Origin of the sequence: Trinickia dinghuensis (assembly GCF_003367175.1) — a bacterium.
Lineage (GTDB): Bacteria > Pseudomonadota > Gammaproteobacteria > Burkholderiales > Burkholderiaceae > Trinickia > Trinickia dinghuensis.
In genome coordinates this window covers 227522-243871 of record NZ_QRGA01000007.1, presented here as the reverse complement: position 1 = coordinate 243871, position 16350 = coordinate 227522, and the positions used below count along the sequence as shown (strand labels likewise).

Below are 16350 nucleotides of genomic sequence, written 5' to 3'. Positions count from 1 at the left end.
CGTTAGCTTGGCTCAGGAGAAGCTCTGCGCCAGCGAGCCGATCAAGAGCTGCCAGCCGTCCACGAGCACGAACAGCATGAGCTTGAAGGGCAGTGAAATGGTGACGGGCGACACCATCATCATCCCCATCGACATCAGCACGCTGGCAACGACCATGTCGATGATCAGGAACGGAATGAAGATCGTGAAACCGATCTGAAAGGCGGTTTTCAGCTCGCTGGTGACGAATGCGGGCACGAGCAGCGAGAGCGGGACGTCTTCAGGCCCCTGCAGCGGCGGCGAGTGCGAGATCTTCGCGAAGAGGGCGAGATCGGATTCGCGCGTCTGTTTCAGCATGAACGTCTTGAACGGCGCCACGCCGCGCGTCACGGCGGTTTCCATCGGGATCGTGCCGTCGGCGAACGGCTTGTAGCCGTCGGTGTAGGCCTTGTTGATGACGGGCGACATCACGAACAGCGTCAAGAATAGCGCCAGCCCGACGAGCACCTGATTCGGCGGCGTCGTCGTGGTGCCCAGCGCCTGGCGCAGCAGCGACAGCACGATGATGATGCGCGTGAAGCTCGTCATCATCAGCACCATCGCGGGCAGGAACGACAGCATCGTGAGCAGCAGCATCGTCTGCACGCTCAGCGAGTAGGTCGTGCCGCCGCCCGGGCCGGCGCTCGTCGTGAAGGCCGGCAGCCCGGCCGGCGCCGTCTGCGCATGCGAGAGCGTGGGCAGCAGCGTGAAAATCAAAAAGGGCAGTGCGGGCGCCGCGGCGCGCGCGAGCCGCACGATGGACCTGGACGACATTTACTTGCCTCCGCCCGAAGGCCGGGAGAACCGCTTCTTCGCCTCGCTGCCGAGCGCCGCGCGAAAGCGCGAGCCGAACGTGCCGGGCAGGGGGCCCGCGCCTGATTCGGCCTCATCGCCGGGCATGCCGGATGCGCCGGGCGTGCCGGATTCCGGTGCCGGCATCGTATGCAGCAGCCGCACGCTGCCGGGGGACGCGCCGACGACGAGCCAGGTATCGCCGATTTCGAGGACGGCCACGCGCTCCTTACCGCCGAGCGAAACGCCGCCGACGGTGCGTATGAGCTGGCCGCGGGCCGAGGGCTGCAGGCCCAGGCGCCGGGCGAGCCAGGCGCAGGCGAACACGAGCGCGACGACGACGGCCAGGCCGACGAGCGTTTGCAGCACGGCGCCCACGCCGATCGACGGCACGGCCGTGCCGGCGCCCACGCTCGAGGCGATTTTCGCGGCGTTGTTGATTGCGTTGATATCGGCGGCCGCTGCCGCGGGCGCGAGTGCCGCCGATGCGATGGCGGCGGCCAGTGCCGCCGCGAGAGTTGCTGCCACGCGCCGGCGGGCCGGCGTACGGTGCAAGCGTGATTTCATCGATTTAATTTTCGAATGCGTTCGGCCGGCGTGATGATGTCGGTCAACCGGATGCCGAACTTGTCGTTGACCACCACGACTTCGCCTTGGGCAATCAAACAGCCGTTCACGAGCACGTCCATCGGCTCGCCGGCCATCCCGTCGAGTTCGACGACGGAACCTTGCGCAAGTTGCAACAAATTGCGGATCGCAATTTTCGTGCGCCCGAGCTCGACCGTCATCTGGACCGGAATGTCCAGAATCATATCGATGTCGTTGCGTGTCGAGGTGGGCTCGACCTTCGACAGCGGCTGGAACACGCCGGCCGCGGCGGGCGCGGGTGCCGGGTTCGTGTTTTGCTCGGCGAGGGCGGCGGCCCAATCGTCGAGGCTCGTTTCGTCGTCGACGGGGGAGGGAGCGCTGCTTTTTCCAGCCTCGGCGGCCATGGCGGCCATTTGCGCGTCGACTTGAGCCGAGCCTTCGCCCGGCGTAGCGTTCAGGTCACTCATAATCCGATTCCTTAATCGTGTTTTCCGCTGCGCTGATCATTTTTTGCACGCGCAACGCATATTGACCATTGAAAATTCCGTAGCCGCATTCCATGACGGGCACGCCGTCGACCTTGGCGACGATGTTCTCGGGAATGTTGATCGGCAGCACGTCGCCCGCGCGCATGTTCAGGATGTCTTCGAACGTGACCGGGATTTGCGCCAGATCGGCCGTCAGCTCGACCTCCGCCGCCTGCACCTGCCTCGAGAGCACGCGGACCCAGCGGCGGTCGACTTCGAGCGCCTCGCCTTGGATCGGCGAGGTCAGCACGTCGCGGATCGGTTCGATCATCGAATACGGCATGCAGATGTGCAGCGTGCCGCCGGTCGGGCCGAACTCGATCGAGAACTGCGTGACGATGACGATTTCGTTCGGCGTGGCGACGTTGGCGAACTGCGTGTGCATCTCCGAGCGCATGAACTCGAACTGCAGCGGCCGCACGCTCTTCCAGGCCGTCGTGTAGTGATCGAACACGAGGTTCAGCAGCTTGGAGATGATCCGCTGCTCGGTGGCCGTGAAGTCGCGCCCTTCGACGCGCGTATGGAAACGCCCGTCGCCGCCGAACAGATTATCGACGACGAAGAAAACGAGGTTCGGATCGAACACGAACAGCGACGTGCCGCGCAGCGGCTTGACGTGCACGAGGTTCAAGTTCGTCGGAATCGGCAGATTGCGCGTGAACTCGCTGTACTTGAGCACTTTGACCGGACCGACCGAAATTTCGGCGGTGCGGCGCATGAAATTGAATATACCGAGACGCAAGAGGCGCGCGAAGCGCTCGTTGATGATTTCGAGGCCGGGCATCCGGCCGCGAACGATCCGCTCTTGCGTCGCGATGTTGTACGGGCGAACGCTTGCCTTGTCACCGTGGTCGGTGTCGGTATCGGTATCGCCGGTTACGCCCTTGAGGAGTGCATCGACTTCCTCTTGGGACATGAACTCTTCGTGGCCCATCGCTTTGCTCGTCCCTGTATTGCGGTTGATGAGAACGCCTGAAGTGGCAGCTCGGCCCGGTCACGAAGCACCGGGCGCGCCGCGCACTACTGGACCACGAATTCCGTGAAGAGCACTTCTTCGACGTGCACCGGCGGCTCGCTTGCGTCCGTCGGCTTTTCGATCAACGCCTTCAATTCCTTGGACAGCGCGCGCTTGCCGTCGAGCGTCTCGAGATCCTCGGGATGCTTGTTCGACAGATCGAGCAGGATGCGGCTGCGAATTTCCGGCATGTGCTGCTGCAGCGCTTCCTGGATCTTGCCGTCGGCGAGCTTCAGCGACAGGCCGACGCGCAGATAGTGCTGGCCGTCGTCGGACAGCAGATTGACCGTCATCGGGTCGAGCGCGAAGAACACCGGCGGCGGCGGGGGCGGCGGCGGAGCCGGCTTGCCGTTGCCCATCCCGTGCTTGATCAGGAAGAAGTACATGCCGCCCGCGGCGCCGCCCGCGGCGATCAGCGCGATCAAAACGATCAGCACGATGCGCTTGAGTTTTCCCTTCTTCTTGGGAGCGTCGACGGTCTGCTGAGCTGCGGTCGTGGTTGCCATGACAATGCTTTGCGTTAATTCGGTAGGGTGAATTGTTGGCTATTGCGGGCTCGAGCGATAAGCCGAAAAGAAGGGACATTCGACGCCATCTCGTGCGTTTAAGGCAATGGCGCCCGGACCGCGAGCGGTAAATGGGGTCGCAAAGGGGGGTAGAGCCGGTGTAAAGGCGGCGTGAAGGCCACGGAAAGGCGACGCAAAATAGTCCTAGGGTCCGCGGACTATCCCGCCGGGCCCGGATCGTAGGGCTTGCGCACGCTAGCGCCGGCTGCCCGGCGAGTGCCGGGCGGACCCACGCGCGCGTGGGCTTGCGCCGGGTTCAGGCGAAGGTATCGACGAGGCCGACCGTGCGGCGCGTGCCGATCGTCGCGGCGGAGACCACGGCATCGTCGGCGCTGCCGCCGCCCGAACCGTTGCTGCCGCGCCGGCCGCTGCCGCTGCCGCTGCTTTGATTGCCCGCTTGCTGCTGGCTCGCCTGGCGCGCGAAGCCGTCGCTGACGCTCGCGCTGCCGAGCCCGAGGCCGCCGGCTTGCAGCGCATCGCGCAGCGTGGGCAGCGCGGCCTCGACCGCTTCGCGCACCTGCTGATGCTGCGAGACGAACAGCGCATGGGCGTGGTTGTCGGCCACTTGGAGGACGACTTGCAGCGGGCCGAGATCGGGCGGATTGAGCGTCAACTCGGCGCTTTGCTGATGCGCGTTCGACATGAAGACGACCTTTTGGCTCAGCGCGTCTTCCCAATCGGGCGTGCCGACCTCCGGAGCGAGCGAAGCCGCGACGGCGGCCGCGGCCGCGTTCGGGGTGGCTGCCGCCGCCTGGGCGGTCGCGCTGGCCGCGCCCGATGCCGAGGCGGCCTGGGTGGCGGCCAGTGCCGCGCGCGCGGCTTCCGCGTTGTCTTTCAGCGTGGCGATCGCCGCCGTGGCATCGCCGCCGCCCGCCAGGGCCTGTGCCGTGGCGACCGCCGCGCTGCCGGACGAGGCCGTGGCGTCCGGCGCTGCCTTCGCGGCCTGCTCGGCTGCATTGGAGATCGCCTGAGCGTTGGCGTTCTTGCCGTCGCCCGTGAGCGTGCCGACGACTTTCGAGCTCAAAGGCAGCGAGCCCATGCCGTTGCCGAGGGCGCCCGAGCTTTGCGTCGTCCCGGAATTGCCGAGCACCTGCGCGCCCGAGGTCGCACCGGCCGCGCTCGCCGCGGCGCCTTGCATGCCCATCTGCGCGGCCAATGCGGCCTCGAGTGCGGCGCGCACGGTCTTCGGCTCGGTCGAGTCTTTCGATTTGCCTGCGGCGCCGGCGGCCGTGCCGTCCGTGCTCGTCGCGTCGCCGGCGACGGTTGTGCCGCCTGCCGTCGCACCGTTCGCGGCGGCCAGCGCCTGCTGTGCCGCGGCTTGGGCGGCGGCTTGCGCTTGTGCCGCTGCGTTGGCGGCATTGGCGGCCACGCTTTGAGCTTGGTTCGCTTGCTGCTGCTGTTGCGTGCTCGAGGACGAGCCGGTGTGCTTCGCGCCCGTACTCGCTTGCGAGGAGGCGGTGCCGCCACCGCTCGTCGCGTTTGCGCTGGTGCTAGTGCTGGTACTGGTGCTGGTGCTGGACGAGTTCGAGGCCGACGTCGATCCGTTCGACGCCTGGCCGCCGTTCGCGGCATTGGCTCCGTTCGACGCCGATTGCTGCGGCGCGCCGGTGTTTTGCGCGGCGTTCGAGGACGATGCGTTGGCGCTCGATTGCGCCGATTGCGCGGCCTGCTGCTGGGCGTTCACGCTTTGCTGGAGCGTCTGCGAGAACGGCGTCGCGGCCTGCGTGTTCGAGCCCGAGCCGTTGCTGCCGGGCGAGACGCCCGGCGTGCCGGAGAGGGACCCGAGGATGGAAATGGGCGACATGGCTATGCCTTTCGTATAGTCGGCGGCGGCGTTGTTGCGCCGGCCGATTCGATTCCGGTTCAGTTCAAGTTTTCGTGCCGCATGCGCAGCATCTTGGCGGCGTGCTCGTCGGCGTCGCGCTGCTCGCGTCGTGCGGCGAGGCGTGCCTCGGCCGCGTCGCCGCGCGCTTGCAGGACTTCGTACGAGCCCAGCTTCTGCTTTTGACGCTGCCACTCGGGCTTGGCCGCCTCGACGCGCGAGGTGGCTGCCACGAGCAGGCGCCGCTGTTGTTCGATCGCCGCGTCGAGCGTATCGATGAACGCCTGAAAATTGCGCCAGCTGCCGGCGGGCATGCCGGCCTGGGCCGAAGCCGAGAAGTTCGCGTGATACTCGTCGCGATAGCGGATCAGCGCATCGAGTTGCGCCTCGACGTCGGCGCGTTCGCGCTGCACGCGGCCGAGCTGCTTGGCCGCCGCGTCGACGTCGTTCTGCGCGAGGTCGATCAGCGTTTTGATCGGAAAGTGCTTCGCCATCGCTTAGGACTCCTCATTGGAACAGCGCGTCAAGCATAGTGAGGCTTGGTTCGAACGGTGCACATTCGCGAAAGCCCTGTTGCAGAAATGCTTCGATGCGCGGATACAGCGCGATTGCCCGGTCGAGCAGCGCATCGCGTCCGCTCGAATAGGCCCCGACGTTGATCAAGTCGCGATTACGCTGATAACGGGACAACATCTGCTTGAAGATCCGCACGCGGTCCAGATGTTTCTCGTCGATGAGCGCCGTCATCGCCCGGCTGATCGAGGCTTCGATGTCGATCGCCGGATAGTGGCCGGCTTCGGCGAGCGCTCGCGACAGCACGATATGGCCGTCGAGAATCGCGCGCGCCGAGTCGGCGATAGGGTCTTGCTGATCGTCGCCTTCGGTCAGCACGGTATAGAACGCCGTGATCGAGCCGCCGCCGGCCGGGCCGTTGCCCGTGCGCTCGACGAGCGCCGGCAGCTTGGCGAAGACGGACGGCGGATAGCCTTTCGTCGCCGGCGGCTCGCCGATGGCGAGTGCGATCTCGCGCTGCGCCATCGCGTAGCGCGTCAGCGAATCCATGAGCAGCAGCACGTGCTTGCCCTGGTCGCGGAAGTATTCGGCGAGCGAGGTGGCGTAGGTGGCGCCCTGCATCCGCATGAGCGGGGAGACGTCGGCCGGCGCCGCCACGACGACGGAGCGGGCGAGCCCGTCCTCGCCGAGGATCTGCTCGATGAATTCCTTCACTTCGCGGCCGCGTTCGCCGATGAGCCCGATCACGATGACTTCGGCGCTCGTGTAGCGCGCCATCGTGCCGAGCAGCACCGATTTACCGACGCCGGAGCCCGCGAAGAGCCCCATGCGCTGGCCGCGCCCGACCGTGAGCAGCGCGTTGATCGCGCGCACGCCGACGTCGAGCACCTTGTGGATCGGCTCGCGCTTGAGCGGGTTGATCGACGGGGCCGTGAGCGGCGCATCGACGTTGGTCGCGAGCGGCCCGAGGCCGTCCAGCGGGCGGCCCGACGAATCGACGACGCGCCCGAGCATGCCCCAGCCGACCGGCAGGCGCTTGGCGCCCGCGAGCGGATCGGCGAGCGGGGCGGCCTCGCGCGGATAGACGCGCGCGCCGGGCAACAGGCCGGCGACTTCGGTCGTCGGCATCAGAAACAGGCGATCGCCGGCGAAGCCGACCACTTCGGCCTCGGCCATCGGCAGCGTGCTGCCGGGCGGCATTTCGATCAGGCATTCGGCGCCCACCGCCATGCGCATGCCGATCGCCTCGAGCACGAGTCCCGCCGCGCGCGTGAGGCGCCCGCAGGCCGACAGCGGCCGCGCGAGCGCGCTGCGTTCGCGCAGGCCGTTCAGGCGCGTGCGCCAAGCGGCCAGGTGCGCGTTGTTCGCTAGCGCGGGATCGGGCGTGAAAACCGGGTGCGGCGCGGCCGCGCGCGAGGCGCTGGCGGGCGCATGGGGGGCCGGCGTTGCATGAGGACCGGACTCCCGTTGAGCGGGAGCGGTCGCCTGTGCTTGTGCCGGTGCCGTCTCGCCCGCCGCTGCCTTGGCGATCGCGTCGATGGCGTCGATCGCGGCCCGCTGGTCTTGCGGGTCGATCTCGTCGAAGGCCGGCTTCGCTTCGTTCCCATCCGGATCGAGCGCGCGGCGTGCGTCGGGCATGGCTTCGGGGCTGAACGACGCGAGCGCCAGTTCGACCTCGAGCGGCGACAACCCGCTTGCGCGCAGCGAGGCGACGGTGGTTTCGTTCACCATTGGCTTACCTTGCCGAGGGCGGCTGCGACGCGATGCCAGCGCGTGCCGATGGTGGCGTCGATTTCGCCGGTGGCGGCCTGCGCGCGGCAGCCGCCGCGCTCGACGGCCACGTCGGTCCGCACGTTCCAGCCGAGCGTGTCGAGTTCGTCCTTCAAATAGGCTTCGACGATCGGCAGATCGGCCGGATTGACGATCAGCTGCGGCGAGCCGACCAGTGCCGGCTCGGCCGCGAGCACTTCGCGGGCGGCGGCGATGACGGCGGCCGGATCGTGCGTCACATGCTGGCGCACGACCTGATGGGCGATGTCGATCGCCAGCGCGACGAGCGACTCCGACATTTCCGTCTGGGCGCCGTCGAGGGCGGCCTTGAACGCATCGGCGAGGCCGGCGAGCCGCGCGGCTTCGGCGTGCGCTTCCTGGCGGCCTTTTTCCAGCCCTTGGGCATGGCCCTGGTCGAAGCCGGCTTGATAGCCGATCGCCTGACCGGCGACGTGACCCGAGGCGAGCCCCTGCTGGTGAGCGGCCGCGCGAATACGCTGGATCTCATGCGCGAGCTTGTTCTCGCGGACGGGATCGGGAGGGGGAGGCGGGTCGAACGAAGCCATCTCCCAGCGCTGGTACGCTGAGACGGGCTTCTTGTCCGAGCGGCCTGAATCAGACATAGGCATCTTCCGCCTTTCCACCGATTACGATTTGGCCGCTCTCGGCCAGGTTGCGCACGATCTGCAGGATGCGGCGCTGTTGCGTTTCCACTTCCGAGACCCGCACCGGACCGCGTGCGTCGAGATCTTCGGCGAGCAGTTCGGCCGCGCGCTGCGACATGTTCGAGAGGAACTTCTGACGCAGCGCGGGCGGGGCGCCCTTGAGCGAGATGATGAGCGCTTCGGACTCCACTTCCTTGAGCAGCAGCTGGATCGCCCGGTCTTCGAGGTCGAGCAGGTTCTCGAACACGAACATCTGGTCGATGATCTTCTGCGCGAGGTCGGCGTCGTACTGGCGCACGTTCTCGAGAATCGACTCCTCGTGCATGGTCGGCATGAAGTTCAGGATTTCGGCCGCGGTGCGGATGCCGCCCATCGGGCTGCGCTTGAGGTTGTCGCTGCCCGAGAGCAGGCTAGTCAAGACGTCGTCGAGTTCGCGCAGCGCGGCCGGCTGAATCCCGTCGAGCGTGGCGATGCGCAGCAGCACGTCGTTGCGCAGCCGGTCCGTGAAGCAGGCAGCGATTTCCGAGGCCTGGTCGCGGTCCAAGTGCACGAGAATCGTCGCGATGATCTGCGGGTGCTCGTTCTTGATGAGCTCGGCCACGGCGGGCGAGTCCATCCACTTGAGCCCTTCGATGCCGCTCGTGTCGCTGCCTTGCAGAATCCGGTCGATCAGCACGCCGGCCTTGTCTTCGCCGAGCGCCTTCGTCAGCACCGAACGGATGTAGTCGTTCGAATCGAGCGACATCGCCGTATGCTGCTCGGCTTCCTTGACGAAGTCCTGCAGGACGTTCTCGACTTCCTCGCGCGTCACGTTCTTGAGCGCGGCCATGGCGGCGCCGATCTTCTGCACCTCGCGCGGCGCGAGAAACTTGAATACTTCAGCGGCTTCTTCCTCGCCGATCGACATCAGCAGAAGCGCGCTCTTCGTGACCCCTTCAGCGCTCATCGGACACCCAATTCTTGACAACCGTCGCTACGATCTTCGGATCCTTGCGCGCGATGGTCCGCGCGTAATCGAGGTTCCGTTCGAACTTGTGCTTCTCGCTCTCGAACGCAAGCAGGTTTTGCTCCATGTCGTTGTCGAGCTCCATCGCGGTCGTGACCGGCGACGGCGAGCCGCCATCGAGCAGCACGGGCTCGCCGGGGCCGTCCAGCATGCCGCCCATGCCCGAGCCGTCGGCCGCGTGGCCTTCGACCGGCGGCGGGAACGCGCGCTTCATCGCGGGCTTGACCATCGTCAGATAGAGGATCAGCGCGACGAGGCCGATGCCGAGCCACTTCGCCGCCTGGATCGCGAGCGAGATGATCTCGGGCTGCTTCCACCACGGCAGGTTCACGAGCGGGTCGGCTTCGGTCGTGAACGTCGCGTTGACGATGTTGACCGTGTCGCCGCGCTTGGCGTCGTAGCCCATCGCGTCCTTCACGAGCTGCGTGATCTGCGCGAGCTTTTCGGGCGTGAGCGGCTGCATCGTCGCGTGGCCCTTGGCGTCGACGACGCGCTGGTAGTTGATGACGACCGCCGCCGACAGGCGCTTCACGCCGCCCTTGGCCTGCTCCATGTGGCTCACGCGCTTGTCGAGCTCGTAGTTCGTCGTGGCGTCCTTGCGCTCGCTGATCGGCGTCCCCGCCGGGCCCGTGGCGGCCGCGCCGCTGGCGGCGACGATCGGCGCCGAGGCCGGCTGCGGCGGCGTGTTCGACAGCGCGCCGGGCACGCCGCCCGCGCCGCTTTGCGACATATCGCTCGACTCGCTCGTTTGCTGGCTGCGGATCGACGCCTGCTGCTGGCTGCCGTTCGGGCCGTAAGTTTCGGCCGTTTGTTCCAATTGCGAGAAGTCGATGTCGGCGCTGACCTGCGAGTGCGCGTTGCCGGCGCCGAACAGCGGGGCCAGGATCGCGTCGATCCGCTGCTGCGTGTTGTGCTCGACTTGCTGCACGTACTTGAGCTGCGAGGCGTCGAGGCCGGTGCCCGAGGAGGGCTGCGTGAGCAGCGTGCCGTCCTGGTCGACGATCGTGACGTTCTTGACGGGCAGGTCGGTGACGCTCGAGGCCACCATGTGCGTGATGGCCGAAACTTGGCCCTCGTCGAGCATCCGGCCCGGATACAGATTGACGAGCACCGATGCCGTCGGCGCTTCGCGATCGCGCACGAATACGGAAGGCTTCGGAATGGCCAGATGCACGCGGGCTTGGCGCACGACCGAGATCGACTCGATCGTGCGTTCGAGTTCGCCTTCGAGCGCACGCTGATAGTTCACCTGCTCGGCGAATTGGCTGATGCCGAATTTCTCGTTGTCCATCAGTTCCATGCCGACCGAGCCGCTCTTGGGCAGCCCCTGCGAGGCGAGCTTCAGGCGCACTTCGTTGACTTGGTCCGACGGCACGAGAATGGCGGAGCCGCCTTCCGAGAACTTGTAGGGGACGTTCGCCTGCTGCAGCGCAGCAATGATGGCGCCGCCGTCCTGATCCGACAGGCTGCTGTACAGGACGCGATAGTCCGGCGTGCGGCTCCAGAGCACGAGCGCGGTGACGACGGCGATCAGCACGGCCATGGCGACGATGAGCGGCGCGCGCGGATTGCCTCGCATTTGCGAGAGGGAGGACAGCCGGCCGGCGAAGCCGCCGAAATCGGCTGCACCGCCCGCCGCGCCTACGCCCCCGCCTTGCAACGAGCCGGCCGCGGCGGCACCGGGCTGCGCGCTGGCGAGGCCCATGCGGGCGTCGGGGTTGATCAAAGAGTTAGCCTGCGAATCCATGCGTCGGGGTTCTCCGGAATGCGGGGGTGTCCGGGCGGCGGGTCCGAGGGGCTAAGCCCACATATCGAGACCGGCGGGGGACACTTTCACGATGGGGATTATCCATACCGGTACGCAACTGAATCAGTCGAATAGAACCGGGTTTTCCCCCTAGTTTCACGGGTTTGCGAAGAGGGCCGCTGCTATGCTCACTCTCCGTGATGGGTCAGTGCGCCGCGTGTCCGGATTGGCGCTCAGCCTCTCGCCCCTTTTTTTGGAGAAACCGATGACCGTCCCAGTCAATCCGCTCACCTCGGCCCTGCAGCAGATGCAGTCCATGGCGGCCGAAGCGGCCGGCGAGTCGAAGGCCGCCTCGCTCGGCGAGCAGTCGGGCGCGGCGACGGCCGGCAGCTTCGCCACCGCCCTGAAAAGCTCGATCGACAAGATCAGCGACGATCAGAACAAGGCGGTCGGCGAATCGCAGGCGTTCGAGATGGGTTCGCCGAACGTGTCGCTCAGCGACGTGATGGTGGACATGCAGAAGGCCAATCTCGGCCTGCAGTTCGGCTTACAAGTTCGTAACAAGCTGGTGGCCGCCTACAACGACATCATGCAGATGTCGATTTGAGGCAGGCAGGCCGGCCGGCCTGTGCGGCCGGGTCGCTCGGACGGCTAAAGCTTTCCCCGGGGCGATCCGATAACCGCGTTATAGCTTGCGCGCTTTGATTGGAAGATTGGAAGCGCGCTCGGCAGCGGCGGGTGGGGCGTGTAGACCGCGCCTTGATCAGAAGCCGCCGCGCCGGTTGGACTCACCCAGATTCACGATCACAAGGAGAAGCGCCGATGTTTTCCCAAGGACACGCTGGAGCGAGTGCGTATGCACGCGTCGGCGTCGAGACAGGGGTGATGGGCGCAAATCCGCATCGACTGATCCTCATGCTGTATCAGGGCGCGCGCAAGGCCATCGCGCAGGCGCGCATGCATTTGCAGCAAGGCAACATCGGCCCGCGCGGCGAGGCGATCACCAAGGCCCTCGGGATCATCGGCAGCGGCTTGCAGGCATCGCTGAACAAGGAAGTCGGCGGCGATATCGCTGCTCGGCTCGATGCACTTTACAGTTACATGACACGCCGTCTGATCGAGGCGAACGTTTCGCAAAGCGACGAGATGCTGGTCGAAGTGGACCGTCTGCTCGCGACGCTCGAGGAAGCATGGATCGGTATTGGCGTGGAAGCGGCGCGCATCATGGCGCAGCAGGGGCAGGTGGACGCGCAGCGATGAATTCGAAAACAGACTATTTTGAACGCTACGAAGCGATTGCCGTCGTTTCGTCGCGGATGCTGTCGGCGGCTCGAGATGCGCTCTGGAACGAATTGATGGAGCTGCAGGAAGAGTACCGCTCGCTCGTCGACACCTTACGCGAAGTCGATTCGAGCGTGTCGCTGAACGAGCAGGACCGGCTGCGCAAGTATGACCTGATTCGCCAGATCCTGGCCGACGATGCCGCGATTCGCGACCTGGTCAATCCGAGCGTGGCGCGCTTGTCCGCGTTTTTTTCGGCACGGCGCCCCGCGCACGTGCTCAAGGAACTGTTCGGCGCGCGCTGACGCGCGCGGCGCATTCAGCCCAACCCATTTTCCCGGCCTGCGGCGCAAGTAAGTGTAGGTCCCAACGACGGCGCAAGGACGCGGCATGACAGGAATCGACTCTGCCCTCGCCTCGATGCTGGTCAGCCGCATCGACAGTGTGCTCGAGAGCGTCGGCGCGGGCTCGCGCACGAGCCCGGCGCAATCGGGCGCGACGGGGCTGACCGTCGACACGCCGGCGCCGGCCGATGCCGCGGCCGCGCTGCTCGATACGCCGCCTCCGGCGTCCGCCCAAGCCATTCTTTCCGAAGTTGCCCTGACGCTCGACGCGATTTCGCGCTTCGGCGGCGAGGCGACGCCCGCCGTCATCGGCGAGGCGCCGATCTGGCCCGCGCCGCCCGCGATCGATACGCCGGCAGCCGCGGGTGGGCTGTTCGCGGCCGGTGCGGGCGGCGCCGCCGCTTCCGCCGCGGGTTCGGCCGCCGCTGCGGCTTCGGCTTCGGCTTCGGCTTCGGCCGATTCGGCTGCGCAAGCGGACTCGGCGCAAGCCGGCTCGACGACGAGTGCCGCTGCCGTCGGCGCGGCGGCCACGGCAATGCCGGTCGCAGCGCTGGCCGAGGCGCTCGAGCAGACCGTCAACGAATCGGGATTGTTTTACGAATCGCATCTCGCGCAGTGGCTCGGCGGCACTTATCCCGCCGAAGCGATCGCGAGCGAGCCGCAAACGCGGCTGGCGGCCGAGTCGCTGCAGCTGCCCCTCGATTGGAGCAATCCGGGCGCGGGTGCCGATATGGCCGGAATGCCCGGCTGGCAGGCGTCCAGCGCGTCGGTTCCCGCGGGCGGCGGCTGGCTGCCGCATGAACTGCCGCCGCAACTGTCGATGCCGACGTTCGGCGCGGGAATGCACGCCGGCACGGCTTCCTACCCGGGTGCGGCCACCGACGGCGCGGCCTGGCGCGGCGCACAGACCACGCTGCTCGAAGATGCGGCCTTCGGCGGATCGAATGCGGGCCATACGGCGGGCCTTTCACCCGACGTGCGCGCGTCGATCGCCGCCTCGATTCATCCCGCGACGATCCCGCTCGTGCGCCAGCAACTCGACGTGCTGGCCACGCAGCAGTTCCGCTGGACGGGCGAGGTATGGCCGGGCGCCAAGCTCGATTGGACGATCGAGCCGGAGCGCGAGCGGCGCGGCCGTTCGGGAGACGCCGAGGACGATGGGCAGCAGGGCTGGCGCACGCGGGTGACGCTGGCGTTGCCGACGCTCGGCACCGTCGACGCCGAACTCGTGCTCAACGGCACGCAGCTCGTGGTGCGCATGCAGGCGAGCCCCGGCGGCGCCGCGCGGCTGAACGCGGGCGGCGCGGCATTCGGACGCCGGCTGGAGGCCGCGGGGATCGAGCTGGCCGGGCTGCAGATCCGCGAGATCGGCGGCACGGCGCCTGCCGCGGCGGGCGCGGCCGCTTCGGCCGCGACCTCGGCCTATGCGCGCGCGGCGGCTGCCGCCCAGGCGCAGGCGCAAGCAGAGAGCGAGGCGCGCGATGCGCAGTCGCAAGACGTGTCGGATGTCGAAGTCCGGGACGGCCCGCTGGATCCGGCCCGCGGATTCGGCGCGCAAGCCTTCGATGCGGAGGCACAATCCAAGCGCGGCCCCGTGCCTTCGCCGATCGACCGCTTGTTCGACGATCCCTTCGAATGGAGCGGATCATGAGCCGGCGCGAACGGCGCAAGAGTGCGGCGGCGCTGGCTTACGACGAGAAGAGCGGCGACAAATCCCCGCGCGTCGTGGCGAAGGGCTACGGGCTCGTGGCCGAGATGATCATCCAGCGTGCGCAGGAAGCCGGACTCTACGTCCATCGGGCGCCCGAAATGGTGTCGCTGCTGATGCAGGTCGACCTCGATTCGCGGATTCCCCCCGAGCTTTATCAGGCGGTGGCGGAGTTGCTCGCTTGGCTCTATCGCCTAGAAAGCGGGGTGGCGGATGAAGAGGTGGATGCTGCAGCGGCGGGTTCCAACGCAGCCTCGCCGGACACCGCCGTGGCCGACGTCGTGATGCCGGCCGTCTTGGACGTCCCGCTGCTGCCGCGTTAGCGGGCCTCGAGCCCGGCCGCTGCCCCCAAAACCTCACACCCGCACGCGGCTTGCTCGCGCGCAGCCTTGGCCCCTTCGACTCGCAGCATGGTCGGTAGCGACACGCCGTTTTTCGCGGCCGTCACCTCGGCGAGGATCGAAATCGCGATTTCAGGCGGGGTGCGGCTGCCGATGTAAATGCCGACGGGCCCATGCAGCCGCGCAAGCTCTGCTTCGCTCAGATCGAACTCGCGCAGCCGGTCGCGCCGCGCGGCGTTGTTGCGCCGCGAACCGAGCGCGCCGACATAGAACGCGCTCGTCTTGAGCGCCTCCATCAGCGCGAGATCGTCGAGCTTCGGATCATGTGTGAGCGCGATCACGGCCGAGCGCCGGTCGAGCTTCATCTCCAGCACGGCGTCGTCGGGCATCGTGCGAACGATCTCGGTGCCCGGGACACGCCACTCGTTGGTGTACTCCTCGCGCGGATCGCAGACGGTCACGCGATAGTCGAGCCCCACCGCCATCGACGCCAAGTAGCTCGACAACTGCCCGGCGCCGATGACGAGCATCCGGTAGCGCGGCCCGTGAACGGTCACGAGCCGCTCGCCGTCGAACCGGATGCCGTCGTTGGCCGCGGCCGGCGCGAGGCGGGTGCCGCCGGTCGTCATCTCGAGCGTGCGCGCCACCAAGGCGCCGTTTTCGAGCGCGGTGCACAGCGTATCGATACCGCTTTCTTTCGTCAGCGGCTCGAGCACGAGTTCGAGCGTGCCCCCGCAGGGCAGCCCGAACCGGTGCGCCTCCTCGGCCTCGACGCCGTAGTGGGCGACGCTCGGCCGCGCGAGGTCGATGTCTCCGCGCCGCAGGCGCTCGATCAAGTCGTCCTCGATACATCCCCCGGATACCGAACCGACGACGAGGCCGTCCCCGCGAATCGCGAGCATTGCGCCCTCGGGCCGCGGCGACGAGCCCCAAGTCCGCACGACGGTGGCGAGCAGCACCTGCCTGCCGTCGGCGAGCCAGCGTGCGCTGGAATTCAGGACCTCGAGGTCCATGCTTTCCACGATTTCCCTCCCTTGCCCGCCGGCGCCGATTCGAGCACGGCCGCGTGTTGGCCCGACGGCCCGGCCGCCTGCGGCGCGTCGCTCGGCAGCGGCTTGTCGTAGGCGCTCAAATGCGCGGCGAAGCGCTTGAAGAATTCATCGGCAACCTTGCGTACGACATCATCGGCCGGGCTTGTCCCATCGGCATGCAACGTCTGCGCGTAAGCCGTGTAGAGCAGGGTGCTCGATGCATCGCCATCGGCTTCGAGCCGCAGCCGTGCGCCATGGGGCCCGTTGCCGTTGACCGCGCCGGACGCCGGTGGATCGAGTTGGAACAGCAACGTGCGCGCGCCGGGGGTATCCGCTTCCGTCAGCCGTACGCGCCCTCTGAACCGGGAACCGACCCCGTCAGCGCCTGGATTCACGGCCACCGCGAAGCCGTTTTCCCCGTCGGCCTGGATGTCTTCGCAGCCGGGAATCGACGCGCGCAGGATAGCGGCATCGGTCAGTGCTTCCCATGTCCGTTGCGGCGGCACAGGCAGCGTATAGCTTTCCGTCAATTCCATTGCGTTGCTCCTCCTTCGAGAGAGAAAGGCCGGCGCCCGTCAGTTCGAACGTCGGACGTTGTCATCAAGGCTTAATCATT

18 protein-coding genes are annotated in these 16350 nt (G+C 67.2%); 5 read left to right on the top strand and 13 right to left on the bottom strand.

From position 1 onward, the window contains the following. Window positions 1-12: 12 nt before the first annotated feature. The 11 genes from fliP to fliF form a co-directional block, all read right to left on the bottom strand. Window positions 13-792 carry a flagellar type III secretion system pore protein FliP gene (gene fliP / locus DWV00_RS13565; protein WP_115534097.1) on the bottom strand — a complete coding sequence of 260 codons (780 nt, stop codon included), beginning with the start codon at window positions 790-792 and terminating at the stop codon, window positions 13-15. Next, window positions 793-1377 carry a flagellar biosynthetic protein FliO gene (fliO, locus tag DWV00_RS13560; RefSeq protein ID WP_115534096.1) on the bottom strand — a complete coding sequence of 195 codons (585 nt, stop codon included), beginning with the start codon at window positions 1375-1377 and terminating at the stop codon, window positions 793-795. Next, entirely contained in the window at window positions 1374-1865 is a 492-nt protein-coding gene (gene fliN / locus DWV00_RS13555) for a flagellar motor switch protein FliN (RefSeq protein WP_115534095.1), read from the bottom strand. Before fliN ends, fliO begins: the two co-directional genes overlap by 4 nt. Further along, window positions 1858-2859 (bottom strand): flagellar motor switch protein FliM, encoded by a 1002-nt coding sequence (gene fliM, locus DWV00_RS13550; protein ID WP_115534094.1) that lies wholly within the window; start codon window positions 2857-2859, stop codon window positions 1858-1860. Before fliM ends, fliN begins: the two co-directional genes overlap by 8 nt. A gap of 86 nt (window positions 2860-2945) precedes the next feature. After that, on the bottom strand, window positions 2946-3446 hold the full coding sequence (gene fliL / locus DWV00_RS13545; protein WP_115534093.1) for a flagellar basal body-associated protein FliL: 501 nt from the start codon (window positions 3444-3446) through the stop codon (window positions 2946-2948). A 316-nt stretch (window positions 3447-3762) separates the two neighbouring features. Then, window positions 3763-5310: a flagellar hook-length control protein FliK gene (locus DWV00_RS13540; protein WP_115534092.1), complete on the bottom strand. Its 1548-nt coding sequence runs from the start codon at window positions 5308-5310 to the stop codon at window positions 3763-3765. Between the two features lie 59 nt (window positions 5311-5369). Beyond that, window positions 5370-5822, bottom strand: coding sequence for a flagellar export protein FliJ (fliJ, locus tag DWV00_RS13535; RefSeq protein WP_115534091.1), 453 nt, complete (start codon window positions 5820-5822; stop codon window positions 5370-5372). A gap of 13 nt (window positions 5823-5835) precedes the next feature. Beyond that, a complete protein-coding gene (gene fliI, locus DWV00_RS13530) occupies window positions 5836-7569 on the bottom strand; it encodes a flagellar protein export ATPase FliI (protein WP_115534318.1) in 1734 nt (577 codons plus the stop codon). Next, complete coding sequence (fliH, locus tag DWV00_RS13525; RefSeq protein WP_115534090.1) at window positions 7566-8234, bottom strand: flagellar assembly protein FliH; 669 nt, start codon at window positions 8232-8234, stop codon at window positions 7566-7568. The genes fliI and fliH overlap by 4 nt, the downstream gene beginning before the upstream one ends. Further along, the gene (fliG, locus tag DWV00_RS13520; RefSeq protein ID WP_115534089.1) at window positions 8227-9222 is read right to left on the bottom strand and encodes a flagellar motor switch protein FliG; all 996 of its coding nucleotides are present in this window, start codon (window positions 9220-9222) and stop codon (window positions 8227-8229) included. The genes fliH and fliG overlap by 8 nt, the downstream gene beginning before the upstream one ends. Continuing rightward, window positions 9212-11029, bottom strand: a complete 1818-nt coding sequence (fliF, locus tag DWV00_RS13515) for a flagellar basal-body MS-ring/collar protein FliF (RefSeq protein WP_115534088.1) — start codon at window positions 11027-11029, stop codon at window positions 9212-9214. The genes fliG and fliF overlap by 11 nt, the downstream gene beginning before the upstream one ends. A gap of 265 nt (window positions 11030-11294) precedes the next feature. Between fliF and fliE the strand changes: the two genes are divergently transcribed. The 5 genes from fliE (at window position 11295) to DWV00_RS13490 (ending at window position 14685) form a co-directional block, all read left to right on the top strand. Further along, the gene (gene fliE, locus DWV00_RS13510) at window positions 11295-11636 is read left to right on the top strand and encodes a flagellar hook-basal body complex protein FliE (RefSeq protein ID WP_115534087.1); all 342 of its coding nucleotides are present in this window, start codon (window positions 11295-11297) and stop codon (window positions 11634-11636) included. 215 nt (window positions 11637-11851) lie between these two features. Further along, window positions 11852-12289 carry a flagellar export chaperone FliS gene (gene fliS / locus DWV00_RS13505; protein WP_115534086.1) on the top strand — a complete coding sequence of 146 codons (438 nt, stop codon included), beginning with the start codon at window positions 11852-11854 and terminating at the stop codon, window positions 12287-12289. Beyond that, window positions 12286-12615, top strand: coding sequence for a flagellar protein FliT (locus DWV00_RS13500; RefSeq protein WP_115534085.1), 330 nt, complete (start codon window positions 12286-12288; stop codon window positions 12613-12615). The genes fliS and DWV00_RS13500 overlap by 4 nt, the downstream gene beginning before the upstream one ends. 85 nt (window positions 12616-12700) lie before the next feature. Next, a complete protein-coding gene (gene fliK / locus DWV00_RS13495) occupies window positions 12701-14305 on the top strand; it encodes a flagellar hook-length control protein FliK (protein WP_115534084.1) in 1605 nt (534 codons plus the stop codon). After that, window positions 14302-14685: an EscU/YscU/HrcU family type III secretion system export apparatus switch protein gene (locus DWV00_RS13490; RefSeq protein WP_115534317.1), complete on the top strand. Its 384-nt coding sequence runs from the start codon at window positions 14302-14304 to the stop codon at window positions 14683-14685. Before fliK ends, DWV00_RS13490 begins: the two co-directional genes overlap by 4 nt. Here the strand turns inward: DWV00_RS13490 and DWV00_RS13485 are convergent. Together DWV00_RS13485 and DWV00_RS13480 are read right to left on the bottom strand one after the other, a co-directional pair. Beyond that, entirely contained in the window at window positions 14682-15725 is a 1044-nt protein-coding gene (locus DWV00_RS13485; RefSeq protein ID WP_115534083.1) for an XdhC family protein, read from the bottom strand. The two genes, DWV00_RS13490 and DWV00_RS13485, sit on opposite strands and share 4 nt — an antisense overlap. Beyond that, window positions 15698-16270, bottom strand: a complete 573-nt coding sequence (locus tag DWV00_RS13480) for an SRPBCC family protein (RefSeq protein WP_115534082.1) — start codon at window positions 16268-16270, stop codon at window positions 15698-15700. The genes DWV00_RS13485 and DWV00_RS13480 overlap by 28 nt, the downstream gene beginning before the upstream one ends. Window positions 16271-16350 lie beyond the last annotated feature (80 nt).

What these genes read in the sequence shown, in the direction of transcription:
- fliO (WP_115534096.1), bottom strand. Translation starts at nt 1,377, where the DNA reads ATGAAATCACGCTTGCACCGTACGCCGGCCCGCCGGCGCGTGGCAGCA.
- DWV00_RS13500 (WP_115534085.1), top strand. Translation starts at nt 12,286, where the DNA reads ATGAATTCGAAAACAGACTATTTTGAACGCTACGAAGCGATTGCCGTC.
- fliK (WP_115534084.1), top strand. Translation starts at nt 12,701, where the DNA reads ATGACAGGAATCGACTCTGCCCTCGCCTCGATGCTGGTCAGCCGCATC.
- fliF (WP_115534088.1), bottom strand. Translation starts at nt 11,029, where the DNA reads ATGGATTCGCAGGCTAACTCTTTGATCAACCCCGACGCCCGCATGGGC.
- fliL (WP_115534093.1), bottom strand. Translation starts at nt 3,446, where the DNA reads ATGGCAACCACGACCGCAGCTCAGCAGACCGTCGACGCTCCCAAGAAG.
- fliH (WP_115534090.1), bottom strand. Translation starts at nt 8,234, where the DNA reads ATGTCTGATTCAGGCCGCTCGGACAAGAAGCCCGTCTCAGCGTACCAG.
- fliP (WP_115534097.1), bottom strand. Translation starts at nt 792, where the DNA reads ATGTCGTCCAGGTCCATCGTGCGGCTCGCGCGCGCCGCGGCGCCCGCA.
- fliN (WP_115534095.1), bottom strand. Translation starts at nt 1,865, where the DNA reads ATGAGTGACCTGAACGCTACGCCGGGCGAAGGCTCGGCTCAAGTCGAC.
- fliG (WP_115534089.1), bottom strand. Translation starts at nt 9,222, where the DNA reads ATGAGCGCTGAAGGGGTCACGAAGAGCGCGCTTCTGCTGATGTCGATC.
- fliJ (WP_115534091.1), bottom strand. Translation starts at nt 5,822, where the DNA reads ATGGCGAAGCACTTTCCGATCAAAACGCTGATCGACCTCGCGCAGAAC.
- DWV00_RS13480 (WP_115534082.1), bottom strand. Translation starts at nt 16,270, where the DNA reads ATGGAATTGACGGAAAGCTATACGCTGCCTGTGCCGCCGCAACGGACA.
- fliS (WP_115534086.1), top strand. Translation starts at nt 11,852, where the DNA reads ATGTTTTCCCAAGGACACGCTGGAGCGAGTGCGTATGCACGCGTCGGC.
- DWV00_RS13490 (WP_115534317.1), top strand. Translation starts at nt 14,302, where the DNA reads ATGAGCCGGCGCGAACGGCGCAAGAGTGCGGCGGCGCTGGCTTACGAC.
- DWV00_RS13540 (WP_115534092.1), bottom strand. Translation starts at nt 5,310, where the DNA reads ATGTCGCCCATTTCCATCCTCGGGTCCCTCTCCGGCACGCCGGGCGTC.
- fliE (WP_115534087.1), top strand. Translation starts at nt 11,295, where the DNA reads ATGACCGTCCCAGTCAATCCGCTCACCTCGGCCCTGCAGCAGATGCAG.
- fliM (WP_115534094.1), bottom strand. Translation starts at nt 2,859, where the DNA reads ATGGGCCACGAAGAGTTCATGTCCCAAGAGGAAGTCGATGCACTCCTC.